The 12,767-nt window shown below is 68.6% G+C and carries 11 protein-coding genes; 7 read left to right on the top strand and 4 right to left on the bottom strand.

What is annotated here, in order from left to right; genetic code table 11:
- The first annotated feature begins 5 nt into the window (after positions 1-5).
- Positions 6-494, top strand: a complete 489-nt coding sequence (locus ACW7GZ_RS00355) for a copper chaperone PCu(A)C (RefSeq protein ID WP_457001910.1) — start codon at positions 6-8, stop codon at positions 492-494.
- Between the two features lie 280 nt (positions 495-774).
- Positions 775-951: a hypothetical protein gene (locus ACW7GZ_RS00350; protein WP_457001912.1), complete on the top strand. Its 177-nt coding sequence runs from the start codon at positions 775-777 to the stop codon at positions 949-951.
- Between the two features lie 74 nt (positions 952-1,025).
- Here the strand turns inward: ACW7GZ_RS00350 and ACW7GZ_RS00345 are convergent, their stop codons facing one another.
- The 3 genes from ACW7GZ_RS00345 to ACW7GZ_RS00335 form a co-directional block, all read right to left on the bottom strand.
- Positions 1,026-1,445: an acyl-CoA thioesterase gene (locus ACW7GZ_RS00345; RefSeq protein ID WP_457001914.1), complete on the bottom strand. Its 420-nt coding sequence runs from the start codon at positions 1,443-1,445 to the stop codon at positions 1,026-1,028.
- A complete protein-coding gene (uvrA, locus tag ACW7GZ_RS00340) occupies positions 1,442-4,393 on the bottom strand; it encodes an excinuclease ABC subunit UvrA (RefSeq protein ID WP_457001916.1) in 2,952 nt (983 codons plus the stop codon). The genes ACW7GZ_RS00345 and uvrA overlap by 4 nt, the downstream gene beginning before the upstream one ends.
- 155 nt (positions 4,394-4,548) lie before the next feature.
- Entirely contained in the window at positions 4,549-7,005 is a 2,457-nt protein-coding gene (locus tag ACW7GZ_RS00335; protein ID WP_457007240.1) for a S8 family serine peptidase, read from the bottom strand.
- A gap of 575 nt (positions 7,006-7,580) precedes the next feature.
- Here ACW7GZ_RS00335 and rplU point away from each other — a divergent pair.
- From rplU to cgtA, 3 genes are all read left to right on the top strand, one after another.
- Positions 7,581-7,901: a 50S ribosomal protein L21 gene (gene rplU / locus ACW7GZ_RS00330; RefSeq protein WP_343253567.1), complete on the top strand. Its 321-nt coding sequence runs from the start codon at positions 7,581-7,583 to the stop codon at positions 7,899-7,901.
- 12 nt (positions 7,902-7,913) lie between these two features.
- Positions 7,914-8,174 carry a 50S ribosomal protein L27 gene (gene rpmA / locus ACW7GZ_RS00325; RefSeq protein ID WP_343253566.1) on the top strand — a complete coding sequence of 87 codons (261 nt, stop codon included), beginning with the start codon at positions 7,914-7,916 and terminating at the stop codon, positions 8,172-8,174.
- Positions 8,175-8,310: 136 nt separating this feature from the next.
- Positions 8,311-9,357 (top strand): Obg family GTPase CgtA, encoded by a 1,047-nt coding sequence (cgtA, locus tag ACW7GZ_RS00320; protein WP_457001921.1) that lies wholly within the window; start codon positions 8,311-8,313, stop codon positions 9,355-9,357.
- A gap of 196 nt (positions 9,358-9,553) precedes the next feature.
- On the opposite strand, the gene rpsT is transcribed toward cgtA, so the two are convergent.
- Entirely contained in the window at positions 9,554-9,826 is a 273-nt protein-coding gene (gene rpsT / locus ACW7GZ_RS00315; RefSeq protein ID WP_343253564.1) for a 30S ribosomal protein S20, read from the bottom strand.
- A 110-nt stretch (positions 9,827-9,936) separates the two neighbouring features.
- Between rpsT and murJ the strand changes: the two genes are divergently transcribed.
- Positions 9,937-11,673, top strand: a complete 1,737-nt coding sequence (gene murJ, locus ACW7GZ_RS00310; protein WP_457007238.1) for a murein biosynthesis integral membrane protein MurJ — start codon at positions 9,937-9,939, stop codon at positions 11,671-11,673.
- A gap of 91 nt (positions 11,674-11,764) precedes the next feature.
- Positions 11,765-12,715, top strand: coding sequence for a bifunctional riboflavin kinase/FAD synthetase (locus tag ACW7GZ_RS00305; protein WP_457001924.1), 951 nt, complete (start codon positions 11,765-11,767; stop codon positions 12,713-12,715).
- Positions 12,716-12,767: the final 52 nt, after the last annotated feature.

Below are 12,767 nucleotides of genomic sequence, written 5' to 3'. Positions count from 1 at the left end.
GGTGCATGACCAGCCTCCTTCGCACTCTCGTTCCCGCCATGCTGCTGTGTGCAGCCACCGCAGGCGCTTTCGCGTCCGGCCCTGTTGGCTCTGATTCCGAAGCCACCGTCGATCCCGACGCCTGCACCCCGCGCGTGGTCGAAGGCTGGCTGCGTTCGCCGCCGATGCCGATGCCGATGATGGCGGGCTTCGCCCGTATCGAGAATCCGTGCGCGACCGACGTCGAAATCGTCAGCGCGCACAGCGACGCGTTCGCAAGCGTCGAGCTGCATGAAACCCGGGTTGTCGATGGCGTCAGCAGGATGCGCGAAGTGCCTCGCTTGCCCGTGGCCGCGGACGGCGAAGCGGTACTGCAGCCGGGCGGCCTGCACCTGATGCTGATGCGTCCGGTGGCGCCGTTGCAGGCCGGTGGCTCGGCACGCGTCGAATTCACCCTCGCCGACGGCCGCAGCATCGGTGCCGATTTCGAGGTGCGCGCCGCCAACGCGCGCTGAGGTCGAGGGCCAGGCGCCGGACGGACACCGGGGCGCGATTCTCAGGAATGAAACATCGGGCACCTGCGTCTTCCGCAGGCGTCGGCCCCTGTCCGTCGCAGGTCCAGCGCACCTGGTCGCGCGCTTCCGGGCGTGGCACGCCGCGGCACGTTGCAGCCTTATCAATTGCTTGCGTAATCCTCTGTGGATTGGCACCAAACCTGCGTAAGGCAGGGTCGCACCGGCGTGCTGTACCTCCCCCCCTTGTGCGCTGGCGCGACATCCCCCCAGGAGAACGACAATGCGCATCCACAAGAGCATGTTGGCAGCAGCGGTGCTGCTTGGCATCGGCCTGTCCGCACAGGCATGGGCACAGGACCAGACCGAAGCCGGACCCGGCGACAACAACGCCAGCAATACCGAAGACAACAGCAGCGGCGACGGCTCGGCATCTCGCGGGTCACGCTGTACCGGCTGATGAATCGCCATGGCCTGCGTGGCGGCGCCGACGAATCCGGAACCGCCTGAGCTTTGCGGTCAGTGGCCGCCTGCTCAGCCAGCCGCGATCGCGCGCACGACCTCCGGCAGCGGCGTGGGGCGTCCGCTGGTGCGGTCGATCCACACCATCACCACATGGCCATCCGCGTGCAGCAGCGCGCCGTCGGCGCTGGTGATGCGGTGGCCCAGGGTCACGCTGCTGGTGCCGACGCGGTCGGCGGTCAGCTCGACCACGACCGAGCCGGGGTAGGGGATCGGCTGGCGGTAGTTCATCTGCACCGCCGCCAGCAGCGGGGCGGTGGTGTCGGTCACCCACTCCGTGCCCAGCGACTCGAACCAGCGGATCCGCGCCTCCTCCAGGTAGGTCATGAAGTTGGAGTTGTTGACGTGGTTGAAGGCGTCAAGGTCGCGCCAGCGCAGCTCGATGGGCATGCGCTGCAGCAACTTGCCGTGTTCGGCGGGTTCGCGTGTCATGTGATGTCCCTGGCCTTGCGGCGACGGGTGGGGGTTCCGGTCTTGCCGCGCGAGCGCGGGCGCGGCGCCTCGCCGACCACGGGCGCCCCGGAGCGCGCCCTGTGTTCGTCCAGGAGCTTCGCCAGGAAACGCCCGGTATGCGACTGCGGCATCGCCGCGACCTCTTCGGGGGTGCCTTGGGCAATGATCTCGCCGCCGCGGTGGCCGCCATCGGGCCCGAGGTCGATCACCCGGTCGGCGGTCTTGATCACGTCGAGGTTGTGCTCGATCACCACCACCGTGTTGCCGTCGTCGCGCAGCTTGTGCAGCACGCCGAGCAGGTGGTCGATGTCGTGGAAGTGCAGGCCGGTGGTGGGCTCGTCGAGGATGTACAGCGTGCGCCCGGTGTCGCGGCGCGACAGCTCCTTCGACAGCTTCACCCGCTGCGCCTCGCCGCCGGACAGCGTGGTCGCCGACTGCCCCAGCCGGATGTAGCCCAGGCCGACGTCGGTGAGCGTTTCCAACTTCCGCGCCAGCGTCGGCACTGCGTGGAACAGGTCCAGCGCGGCCTCGACGGTGAGTTCCAGCACCTCGTGGATGTTGAGGCCCTTGTAGCGGATCTCGAGTGTCTCGCGGTTGTAGCGCTTGCCGCCGCAGACATCGCAAGGCACGTAGATGTCCGGCAGGAAGTGCATCTCGACCTTGATCAGGCCGTCGCCTTGGCAAGCCTCGCAGCGACCGCCGCGGACGTTGAAGCTGAAGCGGCCGGGGCCGTAGCCGCGCACGCGCGACTCCGGCACCTGCGCGAACAGCTCGCGCAGCGGCGTGAACAGGCCGGTATAGGTGGCCGGGTTGGAGCGCGGCGTGCGCCCGATCGGCGACTGGTCGATATCGACCACCTTGTCGAACAGGTCCAGGCCCTCGACCGAGCGGAACGGCGCCGGCGTGTGCGAGGCGCCGTTGATCTCGTTGGCCGCCAGGGCGTACAGGGTGTCGTTGATCAGCGTGGACTTGCCCGAGCCGGACACGCCGGTGACCACGGTGAACAGCCCGTTGGGGATCACCAGGTCGACGTCCTTGAGGTTGTTGCCGCTGGCACCGAGCAGGCGCAGCTCCAGCTTGGGATTCGGCGCGTGGCGGGTGGCCGGGATCTCGATCCGGCGCTTGCCGGAGAGATACTGGCCGGTCAGCGAGCGCGGCGCGGCGAGGATGTCCTCGTAGCTGCCTTGGGCCACCACCTCGCCGCCGTGCACGCCGGCCCCGGGGCCGATGTCGACGATGTGGTCGGCCAGGCGGATCGCGTCCTCGTCGTGCTCGACCACGATCACCGTGTTGCCGAGGTCGCGCAGGCGGGTGAGCGTGCCGAGCAGGCGCTCGTTGTCGCGCTGGTGCAGGCCGATCGAGGGCTCGTCGAGCACGTACATCACACCCACAAGGCCGGCACCGATCTGGCTGGCCAGGCGGATGCGCTGGGCCTCGCCGCCGGACAGCGAATCGGCCTTGCGCTCAAGGGTGAGGTAGTCGAGGCCGACGTCGACCAGGAAGCCCAGGCGCTCGCGGATCTCCTTGACGATGCGCGCGGCCACCTCGCCCCGCCAGCCGGGCAGTTCCAGCCCGGTGAAGAACTGCAGCGCCTCGCCGATCGGCAGCACCACGATCGACGGCATCGCGCGCTCGGCCACGAAGACGTTGCGCGCCGAGCGGTTCAGGCGCGCACCGCCGCAGTCGGGGCAGGGCTGCTCGCTGATGTACTTGGACAGCTCCTCGCGCACCGCCGAGGATTCGGTCTCGCGGTAGCGGCGCTCGAGGTTCGGGACGATGCCCTCGAAGGCATGGCTGCGCTTGCTGCGCACGCCACTCTCGGTCACGTAGGTGAACGGGATCCGCTCCCCGCCGCTGCCGAACAGCACCGCCTGGCGCACGGCTTCGGGCAGCTCCTGCCAGCGGCTGTCGACGTCGAAGCCGTAGTGCCGCGCCAGCGACGCGATCAGCTGGAAGTAGTAGTGGTTGCGGCGGTCCCAGCCGCGCACCGCGCCGGCCGCCAGCGACAGCTCGGGATGCACAACCACGCGGCCCGGATCGAAGAACTGGCTGACGCCCAGGCCGTCGCAGGTCGGGCAGGCGCCGGCCGGGGCGTTGAAGGAGAACAGGCGCGGCTCGAGTTCGGGCAGCGCGTAGTCGCAGACCGGACAGCTGTAGCGGGAGGAGAACAGCAGCGGCTCGGCCGCGTCGTCGTCGAGCGGACGAACCTCGGCCATGCCGTCGCCCAGCTTGAGCGCGGTCTCGAAGGATTCCGCCAGGCGCTGCTGCATGTCCTCGCGTACCCGGAAACGGTCGATCACGGCCTCGATGGTGTGCTTCTGGCGCAGCGCCAAGGGCGGCACGGCATCGATCTCGTGCACCACGCCATCCACGCGCACGCGCACGTAGCCCTGCGCGCGCAGCTGCTCGAACACCTGGGCGTGCTCGCCCTTGCGCTCGCGGATCACGGGTGCAAGCAGCATCCAGCGCTGCTCGGCGCGCGCCGGGTCGCTGCCCAGGGCCATCACCTGGTCGACCATCTGGCTGACGGTCTGCGCCTCCAGCGGGTACTGGTGGTCCGGGCAGCGCGGCTGGCCGACGCGGGCGTAGAGCAGGCGCAGGTAGTCGTAGATCTCGGTGATCGTGCCGACCGTCGAGCGCGGGTTGTGCGAGGTCGACTTCTGCTCGATCGCGATCGCCGGCGACAGGCCTTCGATGTGGTCGATGTCGGGCTTGTCCATCACGCTCAGGAACTGGCGCGCGTAGGCCGAGAGCGACTCGACGTAGCGGCGCTGGCCCTCGGCGTAGATCGTGTCGAACGCGAGCGAGGACTTGCCGGACCCCGACAGCCCGGTCACGACGATCAGGCGGTCGCGCGGCAGGTCGAGGCTGATGTCCTTGAGGTTGTGGGTACGTGCTCCGCGGATGCGGATGAGGTCGAGCGCCATCGGGTAGTCCGGGGGAAAGGAGAGGGTAGGCGATCAACCAGCCTACCAGCCCCTTGGATGGGGGCGATCCGCCGGATTTCCAGAACCCCGCCGTCGCGGGCAAAAGAAAGGGGCCCGGCGAACCGGGCCCCTCGCATGTCACGTTGCGACCTGTATCAGCGGCGCGCGGTGTAGTTCACCGTGATGGTCTCCGAGCATACGTCGGTGCCGGCGTTGCAGACCTGGTAGGTCGCCGAGCCGGGGCCCGCCGACTCAGCGGTGAAGGTATGCACGAACGAGCCGGTGTTGGCCGAAGTGGCCACCACTTCGCCATCGAACAGCACGTCGACCTGCTCACCTTCGCCACCGGTCCACGCCAGCGGCACGCGGATGCGCTGGCCACGCAGCGGGAACACCTGGCGAGCCACGAGGTCCGCCGGAGCGGCCCCACCGCCTCCCTCGATGTCGTAGCTGGCGACCAGCGAAACGTCCGTGGCCGACTCGTAGCCGTTGATGCGGATGAACCACTCGCCCGCGGCGGGTGCCGGGATCAGGCAGTCCTCGATGCTGCCGTACAGGAACGGGCGGCAGTCATAGAGCGTATCCGTCGGCTGCGCGCCGTGCCTCACGTAGAGGTCGGTGTCGCCGTTGGCACCGTCCATCAGCACTGCCAGATTGCTGGCGCCCTCCGGAACGTCGATGAAGTAGAACACGTCCTCGCCGGCATCCACGCTGATGCCCGTCTCGGCAACGCCGTTCTGGAGCTCGGTGGGCGGATCCACCTCGACCGGCGTGTCGTCATACGTGCCTGTCACGGAGTAGCCGTTGGACGCGCTGTAGGAAACGACCCTGACGTGCCACTCACCCGCGCTGGGCGCGGTGAAGTTGCAGGTTTCGGCAACCACGCCACCGGTCCACGGACGGCAGTCGTACAGCGAGGCGGTCGGCGCCGCGCCGTAGCGGACGTAGATGTCCGAGTCGCCGGTCGCGCCGGTCCCCGGGGTCAGGTCGAACGTCAGCGATCCCATGTCCGCCGGCACGTTGAGCACGAAGAACTTCTCGTTGCCCGCGCCCATTGATTCCAGTGGGACGGCGACGCCGTTCTCGAGCTCGGTCGGCGGCGGCGGCAGCGGCGGCGGCGGCGGGTCGGCCGGCAGCGCTTCCTCGCCGGATGCCACTGCAACCGCGCGGCCGGCGTCGATCAGGCTGGCGCACCAGCGCGAACTGGTGTCGCAGTTGGTTACCAGGCCGTTGGCGGCATAACCGGTGTTGCGCAGGATCGTCGCGACCTCGTCCGGCGGCAGCCACTCACCCGCGGCCTCCATCATCAGCGCGGCCGTACCGGCCACGTGCGGGGCCGCCATGGATGTGCCGGCGTACCAGGCATAGGCGTCGTCTTCCTGCACGGTCAGGCCGCTGTTCACCGTCGACAGGACCTGGTCCTCTTCCGGCAGGGAGCCGCTGCCGCCCGGAGCCGCGACAGTGATGTCCGCGCCAAAGTTGGAGCTGGCGTAACGCGTGTTGTCGGGACCCGTGCCCGCCACCACGATCACACCGTCGCAGCCTGCCGGAGCGAAACCGGCGATGTCGGAACTCGAGTTGCCCGCTGCAACGACCACGGAGGTGCCGTTTGCGACGGCGATGTCGATCGCGTCCTGCATGTCGGTCGGACATGCGATCGAGCCGCCCAGGCTGAGGTTGATGATGTTTGCGGGGGTGGCGTTGTCGGGAACGCCCGGAACGGAGCCGCCCGAGGCCCAGACAATGGCGTCGTTGATGTCCTCGAAGCTGCCGCCCGCGTTGCCCAGGACGCGGACATGCTGGACCTTGGCGCCGTGGGCAACGCCCGCGCCACCAACGCCGTTGTCGGTCAGCGAGGCGATGGTGCCGGCCACGTGGGTGCCGTGCCAGCTGCTGTCGTACTTGCTGTCCCAGTCGCCCTCGTCATTCGGATCCGGGTCGCGGGCATCGTTGTCACGCGCGTTGGCGGGGTCGGAGATGAAGTCATAGCCCGCGATGAACTGGCCGGCCAGGTCGCCGTGGTCGACCTGTCCCGTATCGAGCACCGCAATGATGTAGCCGGTGCCGTCGACGCTATCCCAGGCTTCGGTGGCATTGATGCCCATGCCGCCGCCTTCGTAATGCCACTGCTGCGCGAACAGCGGGTCATTCGGCTCGAACATGCGGTACATGCGGCCGTTGGGCTCGACGGCGCGGATCGCGGGGTTGTTCCTCAGCGCGGCTTCGAGCTGCTTGCGCTCGACCACGTCGATGGAGCGCGCCGTGCGGATGATCTGCGCACCCGTGCCGGTCGTGCGCTCGATCGCGATGCGGGTACCGAGCAGCTTGCCGACGGTATCGAGCTGGCGCTGCAGGTCGGCCGCGGGCTTCGCGCCCTTCTGGAAGCTGACGATGAAAGAGTCGTATGCGGTGTCCGCCGGCGCCTTCAGGTTGGTTCCGTAGGGATGGCCGGGCTTGGCGAACAGAGGGGCCTTGACGGCGCTCTTCTGGGTCTGTGCCGGCTTGCTCGCCGCCGGCTTCTTGAGTGCCGCGTAGGACGGCCCCGCGACGAGGGCGGCGGTAATCGCCACCGCGAGCGCGGTTGTTGTGGTGTTCCAAGTCGTGCTTGTCATTTCGTTCCTCTCTCCTTTCGTCGATCCGGCGCAGCTATGGCGTCGGCCCCATCCACGCAGTGGCTGTTGCTACTTCAGTGGAAGCTGTTCGCGCATCCGCGGCGCGACCAGGGGTCGACGGCCTGCGGACGGGCGGAATTCGGATATGGACGCGCCGTGGCGCGGATGCGCGGTGCCGCAGGGCAGGCACGAAGCCGGGCGGGGCGGGCTGGCAGCGCGTGCGCGATGCGGCACGCTCGTGCGCCAGTCACCCTGGGGACTGGCGTGGCCTTGCGCCGCCTTGTTGCTGCAGGTGGAACGATGCACGTACAGAGGCTCTCCGTGAAAGCAGACGATTCGACCCTCTGCTTTGCGGATATCCGCAAAGCAAACGGGTGCCTGGAGCTGTCCTTGCAGCGAACGGTCCCCTGTGACCCGTCCGACCGTTCGAACCTACCGGAAGCGGGGGGCGATGCGCAACCGTATAACCCCCATTCACCCTGGTTTGACCCGAAAGCCCCGTTCCAATTACAATTCCGCTCCTGTCTACCCCAAGGGTGGCAGGCGACCACAATAACTACATAGGAAGCTTGGTCATGTATGCAGTCCTGGTAACAGGCGGAAAGCAATACCGCGTGATGAAGGGCGAGACGCTCCGCGTCGAGCTGCTGGACGTCGAAGCAGGCAATGAGATCACGTTCGACAACGTGCTCATGCTTGGCGACGGCGAGGGCATCAAGGTTGGCGACGCGCTCAATGGCGCGACCGTCACCGCCACCGTCAAGGCCCACGGCCGCGCCGACAAGGTGCGCATCGTGAAGTTCCGCCGCCGCAAGCACCATCGCAAGCAGATGGGCCACCGGCAGCACTACACCGAAATCGAGATCACCGGCATTGCCGGTGGCGACAAGAAGTAAGGAGACGCAGCCATGGCACATAAAAAGGGCGTAGGTTCCTCGCGCAACGGCCGCGATTCCAACCCGAAGTACCTCGGCGTGAAGATCTATGGTGGCCAGGCGATCGATGCCGGCAACATCATCATCCGCCAGCGCGGCACCCAGTTCCATCCGGGCAACGGCGTCGGCCTCGGCCGCGACCACACCCTCTTCGCGCTGATCGATGGCAAGGTCGAGTTCACGACCAAGGGCCCGAAGAAGCGTCGTACCGTGAACGTGGTTGCCGAGGCCTGAGCCTGGCAGCACGCTCCGCGAAGGCCCCGCTCCGGCGGGGCTTTTCGTTTCCGGCGCCTGCGCCGGCACCTGCTGCATGTTCGATCATCCGCCGCGGCTTCATCGCCCGGCCCCGCCACAGCCTGGATCCATCGCCATGAAACTCGTCGACGAAGTCGAAATCACCGTCACCGCCGGCAATGGCGGCAATGGTTGCGTGGGCTTCCGCCGCGAGAAGTACATTCCGCTCGGCGGCCCCGACGGCGGCGATGGTGGCAATGGCGGCGATGTCTGGCTTGAAGCCACCCGGAACCTCAACACCCTGGTCGACTTCCGCCACCAGCGGGTGTTCCGCGCCCGCCGCGGCGAAGACGGCATGGGCCAGCAGCGCTACGGCAAGGGCGGCGAGGACACGGTCATCATGGTGCCCGTTGGCACCCAGGTGCTGAACATCGATACCGACGAGGTGATCGGTGATCTGGTCGGCGACGGCGACCGCCTGCTGGTCGCGCGCGGCGGCAAGGGCGGGCTCGGCAACATCCATTTCAAGACCTCGGTCAACCGTGCGCCGCGAAAGGCGACGTCGGGTGACGAGGGCGAGCAGCGCGGGTTGCGCCTGGAGCTGAAGCTGCTCGCCGACGTCGGGCTGCTGGGTTTTCCGAACGCCGGGAAGTCGACCCTGATCCGCGCCGTGTCGGCGGCCACGCCGAAGGTGGCGGACTATCCGTTCACCACGCTGTACCCGAACCTCGGCGTGGTCAGCGTGGAGCCCGCGCGCAGCTTCGTGATCGCGGACATCCCCGGGCTGATCGAGGGCGCCGCCGACGGTGCCGGCCTGGGCGCGCTGTTCCTGCGCCACATCCAGCGCACCGGGTTGCTGCTGCACTTGGTGGAAGTCGAGCCGCTGGACGGCTCGGATGCCGGCGACCAGGTGCGCGCGATCGAGCGCGAGCTGGAGAAGTTCGACGCCGGCCTGATGGCCAAGCCGCGCTGGCTGCTGTTCAACAAGGCCGACCTGCTGCCGCCGGAAGACGCCCGCGCCCATGCCGAACGCGTCGTTGCGGCACTGGGTTGGACGCAGCCATGGTTCGTGGTCTCAGGCCTCGCCGGCGAGGGCACCCGCGAAGTCATGCTGCGCGTGCAGGCCTTCCTCGACGAGCAGGCCCGCGACGCCGCGGATGCGGCAGATGCCGCCGGGGTTTGAGGCGAGCGTGGTGGGAAGAGCGGTTTTCAGCCACGGATTTAAGCGGATGAACGCGGATCAGAAGCAGAGCCATTCATCGTGCCTTTGCTCTATCCGCGTGTATCCGCGTAAATCCGCGGCCAAAAACGCCTTTCTGTCGGCCCACGCAAAAAGCCCGGCCGGAGCCGGGCTTTTGTCCACCGCGCTGCGGCGTGCTTCAGGCGGCGCTGGCCAGCGCCTTGATGCGCGCGGTCAGGCGGCTCTTGTGGCGGGCGGCCTTGTTCTTGTGGATCAGGCCGCGGGCGCTGAAGCGATCGAGCAGGGGCTGCGCGGAGGTGAAGGCCTCCTGGGCGCCGGCGGCGTCGTTGGCGTCGAGCGCCTTGAGCACTTTCTTGACGGCGGTGCGCAGCTGCGAACGCTGGCTGTTGTTGCGCAGGTTGCGCACGACAGCCTGCTTGGCGCGCTTCTTGGAAGACTTGATGTTGGCCACAATGGGATCCTGGGAACGGGTGTAAAGACGGAATTCGGGTCAAGCGAGCAGGAAATTATGGGGGAATCAGGGGCTTGCGTCAAGAATCCTTGCCAGATGGAGGCGCGGGCGTGAACGGGGCTGGACAGGACGGGTCGAAAGCTCCGGGCAAGGCCACCCCGGAAGCGGTCGCGGGGCTGGATCCCGCCGCGTCGATGCCCGCGATGCCCCCGGCCGAAGACGGCGCAGTGGCGGACGCGGCCACAGGCGGCAGCGAAGGCCCGGACCCGGCAGGAAAAGGCCCGGGGCGCCGCGGCGGCGGCCTGCTGCGCTCCACCGCGGTGTTCAGCGCGATGACACTGCTGTCACGGATCGCCGGTTTCCTTCGCGACGCGCTGCAGTCGCGCGTGTTCGGCGTCTCGGTGGCGATGGATGCGTTCGTCATCGCCTACCGGATCCCCAACTACCTGCGCCGGATTTTCGCCGAAGGCTCGGTGCAGATGGCGTTCGTGCCGGTATTCAACGAGCTGCGCGAGCGCAAGGCCCCCCGGGAGCTGAAGGAGTTCCTGGATGCCATGGCCGGCGCACTGCTGGCCGTGGTGCTGGTGTTCGCGGCGGTGGGCATGCTCGCGGCGCCGCTGGTGGCCGCCGTGTTCGCGCCGGGCGCCGTGGACGAGCCGGGGAAGCTGGGCCTGATCGCCGACATGTTGCGCATCACCTTCCCCTACCTGGTGTTCATTTCGCTGATGGCGCTGGTGGCCTCGGTGCTCAACAGCTTCGGCCGCTTCGCGCTGCCGGCAGTGACGCCGGTCCTGCACAACCTCGTGATGATCGTGGCGATCGTCTGGGTGTCGCGCTACTTCGCACAGCCGGTGATGGCACTGGCTTGGGGCGTTCTGGTGGCTGGCGTGCTGCAGTTGGCGCTGCTGTGGCCGGCCCTGGGCAGGCTCGGCCTGCGCCCGCGCTTCCGGCCTGGCTTCCGCCATCCCGATGTGCGCCGGGTGGCCAGGCTGATGGTGCCGACGCTGTTTTCCTCGTCGGTGGCGCAGCTCAACCTGCTGGTGGGCACCGTGTTCGCGTCGCTGCTGGTCACCGGCAGCCAGACCTGGCTGTACCTGTCCGATCGCCTGGTGGAATTCCCGCTGGGCCTGTTCGGCGTGGCCATCGGCACCGTGATCCTGCCGCACCTGTCGCGGCGCCATGCCGCAGAAGACAGCGAAGGCTACGGAGCTGCCCTGGACTGGGCGCTGCGCATGGCGCTCCTGGGCGGCGTGCCGGCGGCCATCGGCCTGCTGCTGCTGGCCGAGCCGCTGACCGCGGTGGTGTACCAGGGGGGCCGCTTCACCGCGCACGACACCCGCATGGCCGCGCTCAGCCTCTCGGCGATGAGCATCGGCATCCCGGCGTTCATGCTGACCAAGGTCCTGGCGCCGGCGTTTTTCGCGCGCCAGGACACGAAGACGCCGATGCGCGCGGCGATCATCACCGTCATTGCCAACGTGTTGATGACCATCGCCTTCACCACCCCGCTGTGGCTGTGGGACGTGCAGGGCGCGCACGGCGGCATCGCCCTGGCCACTGGGCTGGCGGGGATCCTCAATGCCTGGCTGCTGTGGCGCTATGTCAGGCGTGCCGGCCTGGTGCGCCTGCAGCCGGGCTGGGGACGGTTCTGGCTGCGCCTGGTCGTGGCCTGTGCGGCGATGGCAGCCGTGGTGCTCGGGCTTCGTGGATGGGTGGGGGACTGGACCGCGATCGAAAGCCTGGTGCTGCGCACGCTGTGGCTGCTGGCGGTGGTTGCCGGTGGTGGACTGGCCTACGTCGTTGCGCTGCTGGCACTGGGCCTGCGGCCGCGGCACCTGCGCCACTGAGCATGGGCGCGCGGCGGCGTCGGTATACTTGCCGACCGACTGCGGTCGGGCGCGCTGCCGCTGTTGGCGGCGCCCAACCATCCTGGACCCCATGAAGCAGCTGTTCCGCGACGTCGACGGCGGGCCCCTGTGCCCCGAAGGCAGCGTGGCCTGCATCGGCGCCTTCGACGGCCTGCACCTCGGCCATCGCGCGCTGGTGGGTCACGCGGCGGAGCGCGCGCGTGCGCTGGGCCTGCCGCTGGCAACGCTGAGCTTCGAACCCCTGCCGCGTGAGTTCTTCGCGCCGGACGCGCCGCCGCCGCGCCTGATGCTGCCGCGCGCGCGCGCCGAGGGCCTGTTCGCGCTCGGTGCCGACCTGGTGGGGCTGCTGCGCTTCAACCGCGCGTTCGCGGCGATGTCGCCCGACGGGTTCGCCGAACGCGTGTTGGCGCGGCGCCTGCGCGCGCGCGAAGTCTGGGTCGGTCCCGGCTTCCGCTACGGCAACCGCCGCGCGGGTGACCTCGGCACGCTGCAGGCCGCGGGCGCGCGGCTGGGCTTCAGCGCCGGCGAGATCGCACCAGTCATGCTCGATGGCGGACGCGTGTCGAGCACGCGCATCCGTGCGGCGCTGGTCGCAGGGGATTTCACCGCCGCCGCGCGCCTGCTCGGCCATTCCTACGCCATTGGCGGGCGCGTGGTGCGCGGCCGCCAGCTCGGGCGCACGCTCGGCTTCCCCACGGCCAACCTGCGCTTCCGCGGCAAGGTGCCGGCGCTGCAGGGCATCTACGCCACCCGCGTGCATGGCGTTGGCGACGCGCCCTGGCCTTCGGTGTCGAGCTTCGGCACCCGGCCCACGGTGGACGGCATCGAGCCACTGCTGGAAGCCCACCTGTTCGATTTCGACGGCGACCTGTACGGTCGCCGCATCGAGGTGGAATTCGTTGCGCGCCTGCGCGACGAAGAAAAGTACCCCGACCTGCCGACCCTGGTCGCGCAGATGGACCGCGACGCCGTGCAGGCGCGCGAAATTCTGATGCATACCCCGCAGCGAGCGACCGCGTGACCGACGACAGCCAGCGCTACAAATCCACCATCCTCCTGCCCGAGACCGCGTT

Source organism: Luteimonas sp. A537, assembly GCF_054052065.1.
Note: the sequence above shows the minus strand (reverse complement) of the source record. Positions and strands in the feature narration are given on the sequence as shown.